At 67.5% G+C, this 21,201-nt stretch carries 17 protein-coding genes and 1 tRNA gene; 14 read left to right on the top strand and 4 right to left on the bottom strand.

Annotation, left to right across the window (positions count from 1 at the left end; genetic code table 11):
- Positions 1-26: 26 nt before the first annotated feature.
- Both Pph01_RS27910 and Pph01_RS27905 read right to left on the bottom strand, forming a co-directional pair.
- Complete coding sequence (locus tag Pph01_RS27910) at positions 27-1,901, bottom strand: acyl-CoA dehydrogenase family protein (protein ID WP_204076140.1); 1,875 nt, start codon at positions 1,899-1,901, stop codon at positions 27-29.
- 92 nt (positions 1,902-1,993) lie between these two features.
- Complete coding sequence (locus tag Pph01_RS27905; RefSeq protein ID WP_204076139.1) at positions 1,994-2,725, bottom strand: class I SAM-dependent methyltransferase; 732 nt, start codon at positions 2,723-2,725, stop codon at positions 1,994-1,996.
- A gap of 112 nt (positions 2,726-2,837) precedes the next feature.
- Between Pph01_RS27905 and Pph01_RS27900 the strand changes: the two genes are divergently transcribed.
- Entirely contained in the window at positions 2,838-3,380 is a 543-nt protein-coding gene (locus Pph01_RS27900) for an RNA polymerase sigma factor (RefSeq protein ID WP_204076138.1), read from the top strand.
- Positions 3,364-4,128, top strand: a complete 765-nt coding sequence (locus Pph01_RS27895) for a hypothetical protein (RefSeq protein ID WP_204076137.1) — start codon at positions 3,364-3,366, stop codon at positions 4,126-4,128. The genes Pph01_RS27900 and Pph01_RS27895 overlap by 17 nt, the downstream gene beginning before the upstream one ends.
- Before the next feature lie 33 nt (positions 4,129-4,161).
- Here the strand turns inward: Pph01_RS27895 and Pph01_RS27890 are convergent, their stop codons facing one another.
- Together Pph01_RS27890 and Pph01_RS27885 are read right to left on the bottom strand one after the other, a co-directional pair.
- Complete coding sequence (locus Pph01_RS27890; RefSeq protein ID WP_204076136.1) at positions 4,162-5,184, bottom strand: adenosine deaminase; 1,023 nt, start codon at positions 5,182-5,184, stop codon at positions 4,162-4,164.
- Positions 5,185-5,405: 221 nt separating this feature from the next.
- Positions 5,406-6,611 (bottom strand): pyridoxal phosphate-dependent aminotransferase, encoded by a 1,206-nt coding sequence (locus Pph01_RS27885; protein ID WP_204076135.1) that lies wholly within the window; start codon positions 6,609-6,611, stop codon positions 5,406-5,408.
- A 202-nt stretch (positions 6,612-6,813) separates the two neighbouring features.
- Between Pph01_RS27885 and Pph01_RS27880 the strand changes: the two genes are divergently transcribed.
- The 12 genes from Pph01_RS27880 to Pph01_RS27825 all read left to right on the top strand — a co-directional run bounded on the left by Pph01_RS27880 (position 6,814) and on the right by Pph01_RS27825 (position 20,943).
- A tRNA-Trp gene (locus Pph01_RS27880) sits at positions 6,814-6,886 on the top strand.
- A gap of 76 nt (positions 6,887-6,962) precedes the next feature.
- Positions 6,963-7,220 carry a preprotein translocase subunit SecE gene (gene secE, locus Pph01_RS27875; protein WP_239094956.1) on the top strand — a complete coding sequence of 86 codons (258 nt, stop codon included), beginning with the start codon at positions 6,963-6,965 and terminating at the stop codon, positions 7,218-7,220.
- A 55-nt stretch (positions 7,221-7,275) separates the two neighbouring features.
- Positions 7,276-8,046, top strand: coding sequence for a transcription termination/antitermination protein NusG (gene nusG, locus Pph01_RS27870; protein WP_203953426.1), 771 nt, complete (start codon positions 7,276-7,278; stop codon positions 8,044-8,046).
- A gap of 116 nt (positions 8,047-8,162) precedes the next feature.
- Positions 8,163-8,594: a 50S ribosomal protein L11 gene (gene rplK / locus Pph01_RS27865; RefSeq protein ID WP_204076134.1), complete on the top strand. Its 432-nt coding sequence runs from the start codon at positions 8,163-8,165 to the stop codon at positions 8,592-8,594.
- 206 nt (positions 8,595-8,800) lie between these two features.
- Complete coding sequence (gene rplA / locus Pph01_RS27860) at positions 8,801-9,511, top strand: 50S ribosomal protein L1 (RefSeq protein WP_204076133.1); 711 nt, start codon at positions 8,801-8,803, stop codon at positions 9,509-9,511.
- Between the two features lie 421 nt (positions 9,512-9,932).
- Complete coding sequence (locus tag Pph01_RS27855) at positions 9,933-10,766, top strand: SCO4651 family lipoprotein (protein WP_204076132.1); 834 nt, start codon at positions 9,933-9,935, stop codon at positions 10,764-10,766.
- A 229-nt stretch (positions 10,767-10,995) separates the two neighbouring features.
- A complete protein-coding gene (gene rplJ / locus Pph01_RS27850) occupies positions 10,996-11,520 on the top strand; it encodes a 50S ribosomal protein L10 (protein ID WP_204076131.1) in 525 nt (174 codons plus the stop codon).
- An 81-nt stretch (positions 11,521-11,601) separates the two neighbouring features.
- Positions 11,602-11,994: a 50S ribosomal protein L7/L12 gene (gene rplL, locus Pph01_RS27845; RefSeq protein WP_204076130.1), complete on the top strand. Its 393-nt coding sequence runs from the start codon at positions 11,602-11,604 to the stop codon at positions 11,992-11,994.
- A 169-nt stretch (positions 11,995-12,163) separates the two neighbouring features.
- Positions 12,164-12,652 carry an Rv1363c family protein gene (locus Pph01_RS27840; protein ID WP_239117061.1) on the top strand — a complete coding sequence of 163 codons (489 nt, stop codon included), beginning with the start codon at positions 12,164-12,166 and terminating at the stop codon, positions 12,650-12,652.
- On the top strand, positions 12,649-13,155 hold the full coding sequence (locus Pph01_RS27835) for a hypothetical protein (RefSeq protein WP_204076128.1): 507 nt from the start codon (positions 12,649-12,651) through the stop codon (positions 13,153-13,155). The genes Pph01_RS27840 and Pph01_RS27835 overlap by 4 nt, the downstream gene beginning before the upstream one ends.
- 424 nt (positions 13,156-13,579) lie before the next feature.
- Positions 13,580-17,044 carry a DNA-directed RNA polymerase subunit beta gene (gene rpoB, locus Pph01_RS27830; protein WP_204076127.1) on the top strand — a complete coding sequence of 1,155 codons (3,465 nt, stop codon included), beginning with the start codon at positions 13,580-13,582 and terminating at the stop codon, positions 17,042-17,044.
- 23 nt (positions 17,045-17,067) lie between these two features.
- Positions 17,068-20,943, top strand: a complete 3,876-nt coding sequence (locus Pph01_RS27825; RefSeq protein ID WP_204076126.1) for a DNA-directed RNA polymerase subunit beta' — start codon at positions 17,068-17,070, stop codon at positions 20,941-20,943.
- The last annotated feature ends 258 nt before the right edge of the window (positions 20,944-21,201 follow it).

The raw sequence follows: 21,201 nt of genomic DNA, 5'->3' as shown, positions 1-21,201 counted from the left end.
GAGCTCGCGAGGCGGTCGCAGGGGCGTCAGCGGACGTGCCGGTGGAGGTCCTGGACCTCGGCGGGTCCGGGCCGGGCAGGGGCGATCCAGGGACCCTCGAGCGAGGGATCGAGGATGCCGTCCTCCACGAACGCGTAGCGCCCGTCAAGGACGCGCTTGGCCAGCCGTACGTCCCGGGAGTCGGAGTTGTCCCACAGCCGGGCGAACAGGCTGTCGGCCCGCAGCCGCGCCTGCTCGCAGAAGGTGTCGGCGATCTCGTACGGCCGGCGGCCGAAGTGGGCGCCGTCCTCCTGCGCGCGGATGCACACCGCGGTCATCGCGAACAGCTCGGCGCCTATGTCGACGATCCGGGACAGGAAGCCCTGCTTGTGCTCGAGCTTCCCCTGCCAGCGGGACATGCCGTAGAAGGTGGCCCGCGCCAGCTTGCGGCTGGTGCGTTCGACGTAGCGCAGGTGGTGGGCGAGCACGCCGAACTCGGAGTAGGCCGTCGGCAGCTGGCCCGGACCGGCGAGCAGGCTCGGCAGCCACTTGGCGTAGAAGCCGCCCGCCTTGGTGGCCGCCCGGCCCTTGGCCCGCAGATCGGCCTTCGGGTCGATCAGCTCTCCCGCGACCGACAGGTGGGCGTCCACGGCCTCCCTGGCTATCAGCAGGTGCATGATCTCGGTGGAGCCCTCGAAGATGCGGTTGATCCGCAGGTCGCGCAGCATCTGCTCGGCGGGGACCCCGCGCTCGCCGCGGGCGTGGAGCGACTCGGCGGTCTCGTAGCCCCGGCCGCCCCTGATCTGCACCAACTCGTCGGCGACCTGCCAGGCCATCTCCGAGCCGTAGAGCTTGGCGAGGGCGGCCTCGATGCGGATGTCGTTGCGCTCGTCGTCCGCCAGCCGGCCGGCCAGCTCGACGACCGCTTCGAGGGCGTAGGCCGTACAGGTGATGAAGGAGATCTTCTGCGCGACCGCCTCGTGCTCGCCGATGGGGCGGCCCCACTGCACGCGTTCCGACGCCCACTCCCGGGCGATCTTCGTCGCCCACTTCGCGGTGCCGGCGCAGGTGGCCGGGAGTGAGAGGCGGCCGGTGTTCAGCGTGGTCAGTGCGATCTTCAGGCCCTGGCCCTCGCGGCCGATGAGGTTGGCGGCGGGCACGCGGACCTGGTGGAACCGCGTGACGCCGTTCTCGATGCCGCGCAGGCCCATGAAGGAGTTGCGGCGCTCCACGGTGATGCCCGGAGAGTCGGCCTCGACCACGAAGGCCGAGATCTTCGCGCCCGTCCTGGCCATCACGACGAGCAGGTCGGCCACGACCCCGTTGGTCGTCCACAGCTTGACGCCGTCGATGACGTAGGAGTCCCCCTCGCGTACCGCCGTCGTGGCGAGCCGGGCCGGGTCGGAGCCCACGTCGGGTTCCGTCAGCAGGAACGCGGAGATCTCGCCCCGGGCGCATCGAGGCAGGAACCGCTGCTTCTGTTCGGGCGTGCCGAACAGCCGCAGCGGCTGGGGCACGCCGATGGACTGGTGGGCGGACAGCAGCGCGCTGAGCGCGGGGGAGTACGACGCGGTCAGCTGCAACGCCCGCGTGTAGTAGGTGTGGCTCAGCCCGAGCCCGCCGTACTCCTCGTCGATCGTCATCCCGAACGCGCCGAGCGCGACCAGGCCCTTGACGACCTCGTCGGGGATGACGGCGGTCCGTTCGATGAGCGCGGGGTCGACCTTGTCCTGCAGGAGGCTCCGCAGCGCGCGGAGGAAGTCCTCGCCCTTCTCGGTCTCCTGCTCGCTCAGCCGTGGTGCCGGGTGGACGAGATCGAGCCTGAAGTCCCCGAGGAAGAGCTGCTTTCCGAAGCTCGGCCTGGTCCACTCCTTCTCACGGGCCTGCTCGGCGACTTCCCGTGCCTTGGCGTAGTCGGTCATCGCGGCCTCCGGAGGCTGTTGATGACTATGACGTTACGCCTGGTTACTACTCGTGAGTAGCCAGCTCTGGTATAGGCCGGATTACCGCACGCTCACTGGGGGACGCGGGCGACGCAGAAGACGGTCTGGCCGAACGGGGGCCGGATCAGGCGCTCGATGAAACGTGTGGCGGGCACGACGGTCCGGTCGTAGATCTTGACGAGCCGGGGGTCCGGGTAGCCCACGCCGCCGCGGCGCACGGCGGCCCACCAGGCGATGCCGCCCAGGAAGTTGATCGGCTTGAGGACCTCGGCCTCGAGACCGGCTCCCGCGACCGTCGCCGCTAGGGTCTTGGGGGTGTACCGCTGAACATGGCCGACCTTGCGGTCGAAGTCCCCATAAAGCTGCATGTATCCGGGCACCCAGATGATGATCCGGCCGCCGGGCGCGGTGACCTTGGCGAGCGACCTGAGCGCCTCGACGTCCTCCTCGATGTGCTCGAGGACGTTCATCATGACGACGGTGTCCACCGGGTCGTTCAGCGGGATCTCGGTCGGCAGGCCGAACTGCAGGACGGAGATGTCGTCGCGGCCCTCGAACCGCTTCCCGAGCTGCTCGACGCAGTAGGGGTCGAAGTCGCTCACGACGAGCCGGTCGAGCCGGGGGAGGAACTGCTCGGCGAAGTGACCGAGGCCCGAGCCGATCTCCAGCATCGACCGTCCGACATGGGGGGCGACCATGTCGAACTCGTACTGCCGGTAGTTCTTGGCCTCGTCCCCACCCAGGTGGTTCTCCAGTGCCTCGTCTCCGGCGGCGGGTTGGACTACACGGTCATACCCAGACATTCGATCCTCGTTTACGCGGTCTGACGGGGTTCTGGAAAGTGTAGTGCCCTCCCATTAGCCACAGTTCGATTCGTCGTACTAGGCTTCAACGTCATTTCGCGAACGTTGACCGATGGATGACGACGAGGCCATAACACGAGCCCTGGCCGGCGACCTGGACGCCTATGAGGTGCTGGTCGCCCGGTACAGCGCGGCCGCACACCGTACGTCGGCCCTGCTCGGCGCGGGTGACGAGGCCGAGGACGTCGTCCAGGAGGCGTTCGTCAAGGCGTTCCGCCATCTGGGGAGTTTCCGGCGTGAGGCCGCCTTCAAACCGTGGCTGCTGCGCATCGTCGCGAACGAGACCCACAATCTCACCCGTTCCCGCGGCCGCCGGGCCGATCTCACGGTCCGCCTCGGCCAGGAGCGGGAGCAGGACGGGCCGGAGAGCCCGGAGGGCATCGTGGTCGCCGCAGACGGGGGCGCCCGCCTCCTCGCCGCGGTGCGGAGACTGCCTGATCGGGAACGTGAGGCGGTGGTCTGCCGGTATTTCTTACAGCTGTCCGAGGCGGAGACCGCCGAAGTCCTCGGAGTACGGCTGGGCACGGTGAAGTCGCGGACGTCCCGCGGCCTGCGGCGCCTGCGAGAGGAGGTGGACCGTGAGCTCCTCCCATGACCGTCCGGGCGCGGACGATCGTTTCGACGAGCTGGAAGCCGAACTCCGCGCGCTCGGCGAGACGCTGCACGTTTCCACCCCGTCGCCCGACGCCACCGCCCGCGCCGTACGGGCCCGCCTGGAGGCTCCCAGGCCCAAGGGCGCCCTCTCGCGCCGGCCGGGCCTCCTTCCGCGGCTACGGCTTTCACCGCGTAAGGCCGTCGCCGCCGTGATGGTGTTCCTCGCCGTGTTGATCGGGGCCACGCCCCAGGGCCGGGCCGCGGTCGTGTCGATCCTCAGATTCGCCGGGGTGGAGATCAGGGTCGGCGAGCCCGGGCCGCTGCCGACCGGTGTGCCGAGCCCGCTTCCCTCGGAGAGGCGGGTCACGCTCGACGAGGCGCGGCGCGCGGTCGCCTTCCCCATCGCGGTTCCGTCCGCGCTGGGCGATCCGGCCGACGTGCGGGTGGCCGACGGCGGGCGGGTGGTGACGCTTTTGTGGCCGGGCCTCCGGCTCGACGAGTACGACGGGACCCTGAACGTGGTGTTCCGCAAGGATCTCGGTGAGCCCTGGCCCGAGGACGTCCCGACCATCCGGGGATGGTGGATCCAGCAGCCGCACGAGGTCTCCTACGTGCCCAAGAACGGCGGCCCGCCCAGCGAGGACCGGGTCGCGGGTCCCACGCTCATCTGGCAGCTCGGCGGCGTCGGGCTCCGGCTGGAGGGCGCGAACAGGGAAGAAGCCGTCCGGATCGCGAACTCGACCCGGTGACCTCTCCCGCGGCCCGCCCGCCGCGGCAGGTCATCACTCCGGAGGAGCCGCGAGCCACGCGTCGATCTCGCCGGACAGCTCCTTCTTCGTCGAGTCGGGGGCGGCCGACGCCCGGATCGACTGCCGGGCCAGCTCGGCGACCTCCGCGTCGCTGAAGCCGTACGTCTCGCGGGCGAGCTCGTACTGCGGCATCAGCCGCGCTCCGAACAGCAGCGGGTCGTCGGCGCCGAGGGCGATCGGGACCCCGGCGTCGAACAGCCGGCGCACGGGCACGTCCTCCGGCCGCTCGGCGACGCCGAGCCCCACGTTGGACAGCGGGCAGACCTCACAGGCGACCTGCCGGTCGGCGAGCCGTTCCATCAGGCGCGGCGACTCCGCCGCTCGCACGCCGTGGCCGACGCGGTCCGCGTCGAGATCGTCGACGCATTCGGCGACGCTGGCCGCTCCCAGGAGCTCGCCTCCGTGCGGTACGGCCAGCAGGCCCGCCCGTTTGGCGATGCGGAACGCGCCGTCGAAGTCCCTGGCGCGGCCGCGGCGTTCGTCGTTGGACAGCCCGAAGCCCACCACGCCCTTCCCGACGTACTGCGAGGCCAGGCGTGCGAGGGTCCGGGCGTCGAGGGGGTGGCGCGTGCGGTTGGCCGCCACGATCACCGCGATGCCGAGGTCCGACGCCGCGGCCGCCCTGTCGGCGGCGTCGAGGAAGAGCTCCAGCGTCGATGTCAGCCCGCCGAACCGGTGGGCGTATCCGGACGGGTCGACCTGGATCTCCAGCCAGCGCGAGCCCTCGGCGACCTCGTCCTCGGCCGCCTCCCGCAGCAGCCGGTACACGTCCTCGGGCGTCCTGAGCACCGACCGGGCTATGTCGTAGAGCCGCTGGAACCGGAACCAGCCCCGCTCGTCGGTCGCCCGAAGCCGGGGAGGCCAGTCCTGCTCGAGGGCGTCGGGCAGATGGACGCCGTGCTCGCGCGCGAGCTCGATGAGCGTGGAATGCCGCATCGAGCCGGTGAAGTGCAGGTGCAGGTGAGCCTTGGGGAGCTTGTCGAGTGGGCGCGGCATCTCCACATCCTGCCGTATCCGCTTCTCAAGCTCATGCCCGCCTCACGCGTTGTAGACGAGCGAGAGGGGAGCTCATGACCGAGGAAGACGAAGCCGGGCGCTTCGAAGAGGCCGGCCGAAACCTCGGGCCGAGGGCTCGCGGACAGCGAAGAGGCCCGGGCGCCGTGCCCGGGCCTCCCATGGTGATCGATCGGTGCGATCAGCGTGTGATCAGCGGGTGATCAGTGGGCCTCGCCGAGGAGCTTGGCGACCCGGCTGACCCCCTCGACCAGGTCGTCGTCGCCCAGCGCGTAGGACAGGCGGAAGTAGCCGGGCGTGCCGAACGCCTCGCCGGGGACGAGGGCGACCTCGGCCTCCTCGAGGATGAGCTCGGCGAGCTCGGCCGACGTCTGCGGGCGCCTGCCGCGCAGTTCCCTGCCCAGCAGGGCCTTGACCGAGGGGTAGGCGTAGAACGCGCCCAGCGGCTCGGGGCACAGGACGCCGGGGATCTCGTTGAGCATCCGGACCATCGTCTGACGGCGGCGGTCGAACGCCTCACGCATCCGGGCGACGGCCGACAGGTCGCCGGTGACGGCGGCGAGCGCGGCGGCCTGCGAGACGTTCGCCACGTTCGACGTCGCGTGCGACTGCAGGTTGGTCGCCGCCTTGACGACGTCGGACGGGCCGACCAGCCAGCCCACCCGCCAGCCCGTCATCGCGTAGGTCTTGGCCACGCCGTTCAGCACCACGACCCGCTCGCGAAGCTCCGGCACGGCGGTGGCGATGCTGGAGAAGACGGCGTCGCCATACACGAGGTGCTCGTAGATCTCGTCGGTGACGACCCACAGGCCCTTGTCCAGCGCCCAGCGGCCGATCTCCTCCACCTGGGCGGGGGTGTAGACCGCGCCGGTCGGGTTGGACGGCGAGACGAACAGCAGGACCTTGGTGCGGTCGGTCAGCTTCTCCTCGAGCTGCTCGAGGGAGGCGAGGTACCCGGTGGTCTCGTCGGTCACCACGTCGACCTGGACGCCGCCCGCCAGCTTGATCGCCTCGGGGTAGGTCGTCCAGTAGGGGGCGATGACCAGAACCTCGTCGCCCGGGTCGAGCAGTGTGGCGAACGCCTCATAGACGGCCTGCTTGCCCCCGTTGGTGACCAGGACCTGGGAGGCGTCGACCTGGAACCCGCTGTCGCGCAGCGTCTTGTCCGCGATGGCCTGCTTGAGCTCGGGCAGACCGCCGGCCGGCGTGTACTTGTGGAACCGGGGGTTCCTGGACGCCTCGATGGCCGCCTCGACGATGTAGTCGGGGGTCGGGAAGTCGGGCTCGCCGGCGCCGAAGCCGATGACCGGGCGACCGGCGGCCTTCATGGCCTTGGCCCGGGCGTCCACGGCGAGCGTCGCGGACTCGGAGATCGCGGAGATACGCGCGGAGATGCGAGGTCGGGTCATGGCCCCCATCGTTCCAGACCCGCCCGGCGGTTTCCCCTCGGTATCCGGGATCCGGACACTTCCACGCGATACCTTTGAGCCGCGTGGACCAATGTGGTTCGACGAAGGGGGCTTTCCCCCGTAGACTGCACCGACTAGTGGACCATGACGGGGAACGCACGGCTGAACTCACGCGTTTCTCGGGTATTGTGGTGCACGGCTTAGGGCACTAGCGCAATTGGTAGCGCACCGGTCTCCAAAACCGGCGGTTGGGGGTTCGAGTCCCTCGTGCCCTGCGGAGTGCGGTCCGCGCACCAATGGCGTTGAAGCGCGCCGCAAGATGCGATGGACACGACGGATCAGGTGAGGACTGTGGCGATCGACACCCGCGGCGAGACCGCTGGAAAGCCAGGCAAGCCGAGCGGTGAGAAGAAGGCCAAGCGCACCTCTCCCGCTGTTTTCTATCGTCAGGTCGTCGCCGAGCTCCGCAAGGTCATCTGGCCCCGGCGTAACGATCTGATCAGCTACACGACCGTGGTTCTCGTCTTTGTTGTGATCATGGTCGGGATCGTGTTCGGGATCGACTCCTTGCTGGGGAAGGTGGTGCTGGCGGTCTTCGGCGGATCCTGATCCAGTCCGAGGCGTGGCAGCACGTCATTTCACCGATCGAAGAAGGAAGAGTCCCGTGTCCGAGTCTCCGCTGCCGGTCGATGGCTCCCGTGACGAATGGGAGTCCGAGCCGGACGAGGCCGTAGAAGCCGTGGAAGAGGTCGACGACGCCGTCGCCGACCCGGACGGTGTTGACGGTGAAGCCGACTCGACCGAGGCCGTGGCAGAGGTCGACGAAGACGGCGACATCCTGCCCGACGTCGACCCGATCGAGGAGTTCAAGCGCCAGCTCCGCGGCCAGTACGGCGAGTGGTACGTCATTCACTCCTACGCCGGTTACGAGAACCGCGTGAAGCAGAACATCGAGAGCCGCACCGGGTCCCTCAACATGGAGGACTTCATCTTCCAGGTCGAGGTGCCGACCCACACGATCACCGAGTTCAAGGGCGGCAAGAAGACTCCGATCAAGGAGCGCGTCCTTCCCGGTTACGTGCTGGTCCGGATGGACCTGACCGACGAGTCGTGGGCCGCCGTCCGCAACACGCCCGGTGTCACCGGTTTCGTGGGCCTGTCGAACAAGCCGAGTCCGCTGAACCTGGACGAGGTCGCCAAGCTGCTCGCGCCCGAGCCGAGCGAGGAAGTCAAGAAGGCGACGTCCAAGGCCGCCGCCGCGACGGTCGACTTCGAGGTCGGCGAGTCCGTCACGGTCATGGACGGTCCTTTCGCGACGCTGCCGGCGACGGTCAGCGAGATCAGCGCCGAGTCGCAGAAGCTGAAGGTGCTCGTTTCGATCTTCGGTCGCGAGACCCCGGTCGAGCTGTCGTTCAACCAGGTCTCGAAGATCTGAGCACGTCGCATAGACTCGTTAGTCGTCCTCACGCGCGCAAAGGGAAAGCCGGTCGCAGAACCGGCTTTCGTCGCGGTGTGAGGGTTTTGTAGGACAAAGGACCCGGAGAAGGACAGATGCCTCCAAAGAAGAAAGTCGCGGCCCTGGTGAAGGTCCAGCTTCCCGCTGGCCAGGCCACGCCCGCGCCGCCGGTCGGTACCGCGCTCGGTCCGCACGGCGTCAACATCATGGACTTCGTCAAGCAGTACAACGCCGCGACGGAGGCCCAGCGGGGCAACATCATCCCCGTCGAGATCACCATCTTCGAAGACCGCAGCTTCACCTTCGTCACGAAGACGCCCCCGGCGCCTGAGCTGATCAAGAAGGCCGCCGGTCTGCAGAAGGGCAGCGCGGTCCCGCACAAGGAAAAGGTGGGCAAGCTCACCAAGGACCAGCTGCGTCAGATCGCTGAGACGAAGATGCAGGACCTCAACGCCAACGACATCGAGGCGGCCGAGAAGATCATCGCCGGCACCGCCCGGTCGATGGGCATCACGATCGCCGACTAGTCGCGTCGCCGGACACGGCGTAGTGACCCCGTGAGGGTCGCGGCGAGAGACTGGACTGAGGAGCGCACGGGAGCGAAGCGACCAGGCGCGACGAGGGAAGTCCTCGCCTCAACCGCGACCCGAACAGCCTCGCGCAGCGAGGCGATCAAACGCAGTGGAAGGGCCCGATGCGCGGCCCGCACCACGAACTCCACGAGGAGCGGAAAGTGAAGCGCAGCAAGAGCTACAAGAACGCGGCCGCACAGATCGACCGCGACGCCCTGTACAGCCCGCTGGACGGCGTCCGGCTGGCCAAGCAGACCGCGACCACCAAGTTCGACGCCACCGTCGAGGTCGCCCTGCGCCTGGGTGTCGACCCGCGTAAGGCGGACCAGATGGTCCGTGGCACGGTCAACCTCCCGCACGGCACCGGCAAGACCGCCCGGGTCCTGGTCTTCGCGACCGGTGACCGTGCCGAGGAGGCCCGCGCCGCGGGCGCCGACATCGTGGGCTCAGACGAGCTCATCGACGAGGTGGTCAAGGGCCGTCTCGACTTCGACGCCGTCGTCGCGACCCCTGACCTGATGGGCAAGGTCGGCCGTCTGGGCCGTGTGCTCGGTCCGCGTGGTCTCATGCCGAACCCGAAGACCGGGACCGTCACCCCGAACGTCACCAAGGCCGTCACCGACATCAAGGGCGGCAAGATCGAGTTCCGGGTCGACCGGCACTCGAACCTGCACTTCATCATCGGCAAGTCGTCCTTCGACGAGCGTCAGCTCGTGGAGAACTACGCCGCCGCCCTCGACGAGGTGCTGCGTCTCAAGCCGTCGGCCGCCAAGGGCCGCTACCTCAAGAAGGTCACCTTCACGACGTCGATGGGCCCCGGCATCCCGGTCGACCCGAACGTCACGCGTGCGATGACCGAGGCCGAGGCCTGAGGTACCGCCTGATCCGAGCCTGATCTCAGGCCCGGAATCGGATTTCGTGAGAAACCCCTGCCCGAATGGGCAGGGGTTTCTCTCTTTATGGGACAGGCGTTCGCCGGGAGCGCCGACACGTCGCCTTTCCCGATGCGTGGCCTTCTATGGTCATGCAGCACCCATCCGGCACGAGCCGTGTGACCTGGCCTTTTCTGGTGCGGCATCGCCGTCGTCCCCGACTCCCCGCCCTTTCCATGGTGTTCTTAACACGCATGGACCCTTTTTATGTATTTTTCGTATTTTCTGTGTCAGGGTGCGCGTTCGGAATGTGTAGGAATCGTGTATATCTGATGGCGTTTTTCCCCTTATCTGCGCGCGTGGGGTTCCGGCCGCGTAGGGTCGGGGAGCACTTGTTGGGGGAAACGAAGGGAATGTAGGCATGCGCCGGTTTCTGGTGGCCGCCGGAGTGGCGGTCACGATCACGGCAGCGGGATGCGGTTCGACCACGGCCACCCCGTCGCTGGAAAATCACGAGCTCACGGCGGCCGAGGTCCTGCAGGAGACGGCGCAGAAGACCGACAAGGTCACGTCCTACGCCGCGGACATCGTCATGGACATCACCGGCCCCAACGGCGAGACCGGAAACATCGAGGGCACCATGCGTGCTCAGACGGCTCCGACGGCCGCGTTCGACCTCACGCTCGACAAGATGAGCTCGGCGGGCCAGGACATCCCCGGCGGCATGCGGATGATCCTCGACGGTCGCGTCGCATACATGAAGATGGACATGCTCAAGGCCCTCATGGGCGGCGACAAGGCCTGGGTCAAGATCGACCTCGCGAAGGCCGGTGCCCAGGCGGGTCTCGACATGGACCAGCTGCTTGGTCAGGCCAACCAGATGGACCTGCGGACCAACATCAAGATGCTGACCGCGTCCAAGGACATCAAGTCGGTCGGCAGCGAGAAGGTCGGCGGCGTCGACACCACGCACTTCGCGGGCAGCTACCCGGTGTCCGAGGCGCTGAAGCAACTGCCCGCCGAGGCGCGCAAGCAGGCCGAGACCCAGATGACCGGGATGAAGGACATGAAGTTCGACGTCTGGATCGACGGTGAGGGTCTGCCCCGCAAGATGGCGGTGAAGGCCGAGCAGGCCAAGACCATGGCCATGGACATGACCATGCTCTTCAAGTCGTTCAACGAGAAGCTCACGATCAAGGCCCCGCCGGCGAGCCAGGTCGCCGAGATGCCGACGAACGTGCCTCTGGGCGGCTGATTTGGCGTCCTAGGGATTGACACGTATTCTGTCTCCTGCCAAAGACCGCCGGTCGTCGCCGGGCTGTTTCGTAGCTCGGCGACCGAAGGTTCCACGTGAGTGGACGGCCCGCGTAGGTGTGGAGAGAGCTTGGGACGATTAGATCGTCCTTCCAAGCCCCGTGCGCCTGCGCCGGGGCTTGTTCGTTTGAGGGGAGTCCTTCGCCGGCGGCACATCTGGAAGGAGGCCCATGGCGAAGGCGGACAAGAGCGGTGCGGTTGCCGAACTCAAGAACGAGTTCGAAGGCTCCAGCGCCGCCGTTCTGACCGAATACCGCGGTCTCACCGTCGCTCAGCTCAAGGAGCTGCGCGTTTCTCTCGGTGGGCATGCGAAGTTCGCCGTGGCGAAGAACACGCTGACCAAGATCGCGGCCAACGGCGCCGGGATCACCGCCCTGGACGACCTGCTCAAGGGCCCGACCGCCATCGCGTTCGTCAAGGGCGACGTGGTGGAGGCGGCCAAGGGTCTGCGTGACTTCGCCAAGGCCAACCCCCTCCTGGTGATCAAGGGTGGCGTCGTCGACGGCAAGTCGATGAGCCCCACCGAGATCACGAAGCTTGCCGACCTCGAGTCTCGTGAGGTGCTCCTCGCGAAGCTGGCCGGTGCGCTGAAGGCCAAGCAGTCCCAGGCTGCCGCCACCTTCGCCGCGCTGCCCACCAACATGGCTCGACTCGCCGAGGCTCTGCGCGCCAAGCGCGAAGAGGCCGGCGAGTAGGTCCCGCGCAGGCGGGCGGGGGAAGCGCGCTACCGCGGTCCCTTTTCAACGTTTTGCTAGATCCACTGGAGGAACACCATCATGGCGAAGCTCAGCACTGACGAGCTGCTCGACACCTTCAAGGAGATGACCCTCCTTGAGCTCTCCGAGTTCGTGAAGCTCTTCGAGGACACCTTCGACGTCAAGGCCGCCGCCCCGGTCGCGGTCGCCGCTGTCGCTGGTGGCGGCGCTGCCGCTCCCGCCGAAGAGGCCGAGGAGCAGGACGAGTTCGAGGTCGTCCTCGAGGCCGCCGGCGACAAGAAGATCCAGGTCATCAAGGAGATCCGCGCTCTGACCAGCCTGGGCCTCAAGGAGGCCAAGGACCTCGTCGACGGCGCTCCCAAGTCCGTCTTCGACGGCAAGGTCAACAAGGAGCAGGCCGAGAAGGCGAAGGCGGCCCTCGAGGGCGCCGGCGCCACCGTCACGGTCAAGTAGCACCTCGCCGGAAGGGCGGGTCCACCCAGGTGCCGGGTGGGGCCCGCCCTTTCGCATGTCCGGGGTCGATCCGGTACCGGGATCGAACACCCTATGGGCAGGTACGGCCGCCTGATCTATGTTGCGGGAGGGGATCCGGCGTCCGGCGGCATGATCGGGGGTGGGCCTGGTGCGGCGCGCGCTGGTCGTCTGCCTCCTGCTCGTCACCGTCGCGCTGGCGGGGGCGGTCGTGTGGGCAGGAGGGGCCCGTGACGCGGCCAGGGCCGCTCAGGACGATCGCCGGTCGGCGGCGCGTGCGGCGGCCGTTCACGCGGTCAGTCTGCTGTCCGTCGACCACAGGACCGTCGACGACGACATGAAGCGCATCCTCGCGACGTCGACCGGCGAGGAGCGCGAGGAGTACGCCAGGAACGAGGCGGCCCTCAAGAAGGCCACGGTCGACAACAAGGTGGTCCAGACCGGCGTGCTCAGGGCGACCGGCCTGGCGTCCATGGCCGCGGACCATCGCAGGGCCGAAGTGCTGATCGTCGCCGACGCGGTGATCCACTGGGAGGACGGCAGGGACGCCGCTCCCGAGGAGCGCTTCTACCGATGGCGCATGGAGGTCACCAAGGCCGGCGGGGCCTGGCTGGTCTCGAAGGCGGAGCTCGTCCAATGAGGCGCCTGCTGATCGCTCTGATCGCCCTCTCGGCGCTCTTCCTCGCCGTCACGGCGGTTCGGACCGGGCTCGACCTACGGCGCATCCAGGACGGCGACAGATCCGCCGCGGCCGGCCTGGCCGCCGCCCGGGCGCTGGCCCCCGACATGTTGTCGTACGACTACCGTACGATCGATCAGGATCTTCAAAGGGCGCAGAGCCGGGCCACGGGGACGCTGGTGCGGCGCTATCGCGAACTGGCGGAAACGCTTCCCGCGGAGGCCCGGCGTCGCAGGCTCGTGCAGCAGGCCGTCGTGGCGGCGGCCGGGGTCGAGACCGCCACGCCTGAGGAGGTCCGGGTGGTGTTGTTCGTCAACATGACCCGGAGCAGTTCCGAACCGGGCGGCGACGGGCCGGAGCAGCAGGTCAGCCAGGGGAGGGCCCGGCTCCTGATGGTGACGGACGGCGACGGCTGGCGGGTCGCGGACCTGTCCACCCTGCTCGGTGACACGCCCGCCCGATGACCCGGGTTATTCAATTGTTAGCAAAGGTTGCGTTTGGGGCGCTTCGATCGCGGGCAGATGTTCGGCACGGTGGCGTAGACCGATGGTCAGCGTTGGCCCGTCCGTGTGACGGAACGTTACCTGGACCGGCTCCCGGGTAGGGACTGGTTCCGATGATGTTCGTCTGTCGTCCGGATGGGAAACACCCAGCGTGGTGCCCGTCAGTTAGGCGAAATGTGGGCTCTCGGGCTTGACGTTTCGGCTCAGACGGGTGATGCTGCCACCAACGTGGAGCGCAGAGCGAGAGCGGAGTGGACAGGTGTATGCCTATCGGCTACACTGCCCCTTTGCGCTGCCCTTTGACGACCGTCTCTCTGAGTAATGCTTAGTCTCTGGTCGTCTGGCGTGCGTGTAGTCAGTCCGCGAGCCCTCGGAAGGACATCTGTTGGCAGCCTCGCGCAACGCCTCCGCCGTACCCGCCGGTCCCCGTAACGTGTCGTTCGCACGTATCCAGGAGCCGCTCGAAGTTCCCGACCTTCTCGCCTTGCAGACCGAGTCCTTTGACTGGTTGCTCGGCAACGAGAAATGGAAGGGCCGGGTCGAGGCGGCTCGCCAGGCCGGGCGCAAGGACGTTCCGGCCCAGTCAGGTCTCGAAGAGATCTTTGAAGAGATCAGTCCCATTGAGGACTTCTCCGGCACCATGTCCCTGTCGTTCCGGGACCACAGGTTCGAGCCGCCCAAGTACTCAGTCGATGAGTGCAAAGACAAGGACATGACCTTCTCCGCCCCGATGTTCGTGACGGCGGAGTTCATCAATAACACCACCGGTGAGATCAAGAGCCAGACGGTGTTCATGGGCGACTTCCCGCTCATGACCTCGAAGGGCACCTTCATCATCAACGGCACCGAGCGTGTCGTGGTGTCCCAGCTGGTCCGGTCTCCGGGTGTCTACTTCGACCGTTCGGTCGACAAGACCTCCGACAAGGACCTGTTCGGCGCGAAGGTGATCCCGTCGCGTGGTGCCTGGCTCGAGTTCGAGATCGACAAGCGTGACAGTGTCGGCGTGCGTGTCGACCGTAAGCGCAAGCAGCCGGTGACGGTGCTGCTGAAGGCGCTGGGGTGGACGACCGACCAGATTCTGGAGCGTTTCGGGCAGTACGAGTCGATGCGCGCGACCTTGGAGAAGGACCACACGTCCGGCCAGGACGACGCGCTGCTCGACATCTACCGCAAGCTGCGTCCGGGTGAGCCGCCGACCAAGGAGTCGGCGCAGACGCTGTTGGAGAACCTGTACTTCAACCCGAAGCGTTATGACCTGGCGAAGGTCGGCCGCTACAAGATCAACAAGAAGCTGGGCGTCCAGGGGGACATCACCCAGGGCACGCTGACCGACGAGGACATCGTCGCCACCATCGAGTACATCGTCCGGCTGCACGCCGGCGAGGAGTCGATGGGCCCCGAGGGCTCCGTCATCGTCGAGACCGACGACATCGACCACTTCGGCAACCGCCGTCTGCGTACGGTCGGCGAGCTCATTCAGAACCAGGTCCGGCTGGGTCTGGCCCGCATGGAGCGCGTCGTCCGTGAGCGCATGACGACGCAGGATGTCGAGGCGATCACGCCGCAGACCCTGATCAACATCCGCCCGGTCGTGGCGTCGATCAAGGAGTTCTTCGGCACCTCGCAGCTGTCGCAGTTCATGGACCAGACCAACCCGCTCGCGGGCCTGACGCACAAGCGGCGTCTGTCGGCCCTCGGCCCCGGTGGTCTGTCCCGTGAGCGGGCCGGCTTCGAGGTCCGTGACGTGCACCCGTCCCACTACGGCCGGATGTGCCCGATCGAGACGCCTGAAGGCCCGAACATCGGCCTCATCGGCTCGCTGGCCTCCTACGGCCGGATCAACTCCTTCGGGTTCGTCGAGACCCCGTACCGGCGCGTCGAGGACGGCAAGGTCACGGACATCGTCGACTACCTGACCGCGGACGAGGAGGACAGGTACGTCGTCGCCCAGGCGAACACGGGCCTGAGCCCCGACGGCCGCTTCACGGAGTCCCGGGTGCTGGCGCGCCGCAAGGGCGGCGAGTTCGAGGCCGTCCAGCCCTCCGAGGTCGACTACATGGACGTGTCGCCGCGGCAGATGGTGTCGGTCGCCACCGCCATGATCCCGTTCCTGGAGCACGACGACGCCAACCGCGCGCTCATGGGTTCGAACATGCAGCGCCAGTCGGTGCCCCTGCTCAAGAGCGAGGCTCCGCTGGTCGGCACCGGCATGGAGTACCGCGCCGCCACCGACGCCGGCGACGTCATCAGCGCCGAGAAGGCCGGTGTGGTGGAGGAGGTCTCCGCCGACTACGTCACCGTCATGAACGACGACGGCACGCGCACCACCTACCGCGTGGCCAAGTTCAAGCGGTCCAACCAGGGCACGAGCTTCAACCAGAAGCCCATCGTCGCCGAGGGCGACCGGGTCGAGGTCAACCAGGTCATCGCCGACGGTCCCTGCACCGACAACGGTGAGATGGCGCTCGGCAAGAACCTGCTCGTGGCGTTCATGCCGTGGGAGGGCCACAACTACGAGGACGCGATCATCCTGTCCCAGCGTCTGGTGCAGGACGACGTGCTCTCCTCGATCCACATCGAGGAGCACGAGGTCGACGCCCGCGACACCAAGCTGGGCCCTGAGGAGATCACCCGGGACATCCCGAACGTCTCCGAAGAGGTCCTGGCCGACCTCGACGAGCGCGGCATCATCCGCATCGGCGCCGAGGTCACCACGGGTGACATCCTCGTCGGCAAGGTCACCCCGAAGGGTGAAACCGAGCTGACCCCCGAGGAGCGGCTGCTTCGCGCGATCTTCGGTGAGAAGGCGCGTGAGGTCCGTGACACCTCGCTGAAGGTGCCGCACGGCGAGTCCGGCAAGGTCATCGGTGTCCGCGTGTTCAGCCGCGAGGAGGGCGACGAGCTTCCTCCCGGTGTGAACGAGCTGGTCCGTGTCTACGTGGCCCAGAAGCGCAAGATCACCGATGGTGACAAGCTGGCCGGCCGTCACGGCAACAAGGGCGTCATCTCCAAGATCCTCCCCGTGGAGGACATGCCGTTCCTCGAGGACGGCACTCCGGTCGACATCGTCCTGAACCCGCTGGGTGTTCCTGGTCGAATGAACGTCGGCCAGGTCCTGGAGACCCACCTGGGCTGGATCGCGGCCCGCGGATGGGACGTCAGCGGAGTCGAGGAGGCCTGGGCTGAGCGCCTGCGCAACAAGGGGCTGACCAGCATCGAGCCGCGCACCAAGGTGGCGACCCCGGTCTTCGACGGCGCCCACGAGGAGGAGATCGTCGGCCTGCTGAGCAACACCCTGACCAACAGGGACGGCTCCCGCATGGTCGGCGAGAACGGCAAGGCGCGGCTGTTCGACGGCCGCTCCGGTGAGCCGTTCCCGCACCCGATCTCGGTCGGCTACATCTACATCCTCAAGCTGCTCCACCTGGTCGACGACAAGATTCACGCTCGTTCGACCGGTCCGTACTCCATGATCACCCAGCAGCCGCTCGGCGGTAAGGCCCAGTTCGGCGGCCAGCGCTTCGGTGAGATGGAGGTGTGGGCTCTCGAGGCGTACGGCGCGGCCTACGCGCTGCAGGAGCTGCTCACGATCAAGTCCGACGACGTGCTCGGTCGCGTGAAGGTCTACGAGGCCATCGTCAAGGGAGAGAACATCCCCGAGCCGGGCATTCCGGAGTCCTTCAAGGTCCTCATCAAGGAAATGCAGTCGCTGTGCCTCAACGTCGAGGTGCTGTCCAGCGACGGCATGTCCATCGAGATGAGGGACACGGACGAGGACGTCTTCCGCGCTGCGGAGGAGCTCGGCATCGACCTGTCCCGGCGTGAGCCGAGCAGCGTCGAAGAGGTCTGATCTAGAAGCTGAGGGGATCAAAAGTGCTCGACGTCAACTTCTTCGACGAACTCCGAATCGGCCTGGCGACCGCTGACGACATCCGCCAGTGGTCACACGGCGAGGTGAAGAAGCCGGAGACGATCAACTACCGGACTCTCAAGCCGGAAAAGGACGGACTCTTCTGCGAGAAGATCTTCGGTCCTACCCGGGACTGGGAGTGCTACTGCGGCAAGTACAAGCGCGTCCGTTTCAAGGGCATCATCTGTGAGCGTTGTGGCGTCGAGGTCACGCGCGCCAAGGTGCGTCGTGAGCGGATGGGCCACATCGAGCTGGCCGCGCCCGTCACCCACATCTGGTACTTCAAGGGCGTTCCTTCGCGCCTCGGGTACCTGCTCGACCTGGCCCCGAAGGACCTGGAGAAGGTCATCTACTTCGCGGCCTACATGATCACGCATGTCGACAACGAGACGCGTGACCGTGACCTGCCGTCGCTGGAGGCCAAGATCTCCGTCGAGCGGCAGCACATCGAGCAGCGCCGTGACGCCGACATCGAGGCCCGCCAGAAGAAGCTCGAGGCCGACCTGGCCGAGCTGGAGGCCGCCGGCGCCAAGGGCGACCAGCGACGCAAGGTGCGTGAGGGCGCCGACCGCGAGATGCGGCAGCTGCGCGACCGTGCCCAGCGCGAGCTGGACCGTCTCGACGAGGTCTGGAGCCGCTTCAAGAACCTCAAGGTCCAGGACCTCGAGGGCGACGAGCTGCTCTACCGCGAGATGCGCGACCGTTTCGGCCGCTACTTCCGCGGCGGCATGGGCGCCCAGGCGATCCAGGAGCGGCTGAACAGCTTCGACCTGGACGCCGAGGCGGAGAACCTGCGCGAGACCATCCGCAGCGGCAAGGGCCAGAAGAAGGCCCGCGCCCTCAAGCGGCTCAAGGTCGTCGCGGCGTTCCTCAACACGAGGAACTCGCCCAGCGGCATGGTGCTCGACTGCATCCCGGTGATCCCGCCGGACCTGCGCCCGATGGTCCAGCTGGACGGTGGCCGCTTCGCGACCTCCGACCTGAACGACCTGTACCGCCGGGTCATCAACCGCAACAACCGCCTCAAGCGCCTGCTCGACCTTGGTGCTCCCGAGATCATCGTGAACAACGAGAAGCGCATGCTGCAGGAGGCCGTCGACGCGCTGTTCGACAACGGCCGCCGCGGCCGCCCGGTCACCGGTCCCGGCAACCGCCCGCTGAAGTCCCTCAGCGACATGCTGAAGGGCAAGCAGGGCCGGTTCCGCCAGAACCTGCTGGGCAAGCGTGTCGACTACTCCGGCCGTTCGGTCATCGTCGTCGGCCCGCAGCTCAAGCTGCACCAGTGCGGTCTGCCCAAGCAGATGGCGCTGGAGCTGTTCAAGCCGTTCGTGATGAAGCGCCTGGTCGACCTGAACCACGCACAGAACATCAAGTCGGCCAAGCGGATGGTCGAGCGTGCCCGTCCGGTCGTGTGGGACGTGCTCGAAGAGGTCATCACCGAACACCCGGTGCTGCTGAACCGTGCGCCCACGCTGCACCGTCTGGGCATCCAGGCGTTCGAGCCGCAGCTGGTCGAGGGCAAGGCGATCCAGATTCACCCGCTCGTCTGCACCGCGTTCAACGCGGACTTCGACGGTGACCAGATGGCCGTGCACCTGCCCCTGTCCGCTGAGGCCCAGGCCGAGGCGCGCATCCTGATGTTGTCCACCAACAACATCCTCAAGCCGGCCGACGGCAAGCCCGTGACGATGCCCACCCAGGACATGGTCATCGGTCTGTACTGGCTGACGACGGACAAGGCCGACGCCCTGGGGGCCGGTCGCGTGTTCGGCACCGTGTCGGAGGCCCTCATGGCCCACGACCGCCACGAGCTGGACATGCAGGCCAAGATCCAGGTGCGGCTCAAGGACGTCCCGCCGCCCCGTGGCTGGGAGGCCCCGGAAGGGTGGGAGGCCGGCGAGCCGATCCGGCTGGAGACCACGCTCGGCCGCTGCCTGTTCAACCAGACGCTGCCGGACAACTACCCCTTCGTGAACTACCAGGTCGGCAAGAAGCAGCTCTCCGGAATCGTCAACGAGCTGGCCGAGCGGTACCCGAAGGTCGAGGTCGCCAACGCGCTCGACTCGCTCAAGGACGCGGGCTTCCACTGGGCGACCCGCGCCGGTGTCACGATCTCGATCGAGGACGTCGTGGCCCCGCCGAACAAGGCGACGATCATGGAGTCGTACGAGAAGCGGGCCGACAAGGTCCAGCGCGAGTACGACCGTGGTCTGATCACCGACGAGGAGCGCCGTCAGGAGCTCATCGAGATCTGGACCCACGCCACGGCGGACGTCGAGACCGACATGGTCAACGCGTTCCCCGCGACGAACCCGGTCTGGATGATGGTCAACTCCGGCGCCCGCGGTAACAAGATGCAGGTGCGGCAGATCGCCGGCATCCGCGGCCTGGTGTCCAACACCAAGGGTGAGACGATCCCGCGGCCGATCAAGTCCTCCTTCCGTGAGGGCCTGTCGGTGCTGGAGTACTTCATCTCCACCCACGGCCAGCGGAAGGGTCTGGCGGACACCGCTCTGCGGACCGCCGACTCCGGTTACCTGACCCGTCGTCTGGTCGACGTGGCCCAGGACGTCATCGTCCGCGAGATCGACTGCGGCACCGACCGCGCGGTCCCGCTGCACGTCGGCGAGCGCGACCCCCAGGGCAACCTGGTCAAGGCCGAGAACGCCGAGAGCAACGTGCACGGCCGGATCCTGGCCGAGGACGTCGAGGTGGACGGCAAGCTCGTCGCGTCGGTGGGCTCCGACATCAACGACTCGATCGTCACGGCGCTGGTCGAGGCCGGGGTCGAGACGGTCCGGACCCGCAGCACCCTGGTGTGCGAGGCCAAGATCGGCGTCTGCGCCACCTGCTACGGCCGCTCGCTGGCCACCGGCAAGCTGGTCGACGTCGGTGAGGCCGTCGGCATCATCGCGGCCCAGTCCATCGGTGAGCCCGGCACCCAGCTGACCATGCGTACCTTCCACACCGGTGGTGTGGCGGGTGCGGACATCACGCACGGTCTGCCGCGTGTCCAGGAGCTGTTCGAGGCGCGCATCCCCAAGGGTGTCGCTCCGATCAGCGAGGTCATGGGCCGGGTGCGGATCGACGAGACCGACAAGACCCGCAAGATCGTCATCACTCCGGACGACGGCTCGGAAGAGATCGCCTACCCGGTGTCGATGCGGTCCAGGCTGCTGGTCTCCGACGGTCAGCGCGTCGAGGTCGGTCAGCTGCTGATCGCCGGTGCGCGCAACCCGAACGAGGTCCTGCGCATCCTCGGCCCCCGCGCGGTGCAGCTGCACCTGGTGGACGAGGTCCAGCAGGTCTACCGCTCGCAGGGTGTGTCGATCCACGACAAGCACATCGAGGTCATCGTCCGGCAGATGCTCAAGCGCGTGAACGTGCTGGAGTCGGGCGACACCGAGCTGCTGCCCGGTGAGCTCGTCGAGCGGCCGCGCTTCGAGGTGCTCAACCGTGAGACCAAGGCGGAGGGCGGCCAGCCGGCCTCCGGCCGTCCGGTCCTCATGGGCATCACGAAGGCGTCCCTCGCCACCGAGTCGTGGCTGTCGGCGGCGTCCTTCCAGGAGACGACCCGGGTGCTCACCGACGCGGCGATCCACGCCAAGTCGGACTCCCTGCTCGGCCTCAAGGAGAACGTCATCATCGGTAAGCTCATCCCGGCCGGTACGGGCATGCCCCAGTACCGCAACATCCGGGTGGAGCCCACCGAGGAGGCCAAGGCCGCGATGTACACGGTCGGCGGCTACGACGGCTCCGCGGCGGACTACACGTTCGGCTCCGGCAGCGGCGAGGCCGTTCCGCTGGAGGAGTACGACTTCGGTCAGTACGGCCGGTAAGTCCTAGCTCGTACGTCACACACGAAACGCCCGGAGTGGTCCGCCACTTCGGGCGTTTTCGTATTCATGGTCCTCGCTCCGCTCGGACGGGCTCGGGACGACTCAGTCGGTGGCGAGCCGGATCTGCGGGGACGCGGGGGTGTCTGGGCTGAGACGCGGAGGGGTGAGCGAGGGCGCGGCGGTGCCTGGACTGCGGCGTGAACGGGAGCAAGGAACGACAACCCCGGAGCCCGTGAGCAGAGCCCAGGATGAACGCGA

Source organism: Planotetraspora phitsanulokensis (assembly GCF_016863295.1).
Classification (GTDB): Bacteria; Actinomycetota; Actinomycetes; order Streptosporangiales; family Streptosporangiaceae; genus Planotetraspora; species Planotetraspora phitsanulokensis.
Note: the sequence above shows the minus strand (reverse complement) of the source record. Positions and strands in the feature narration are given on the sequence as shown.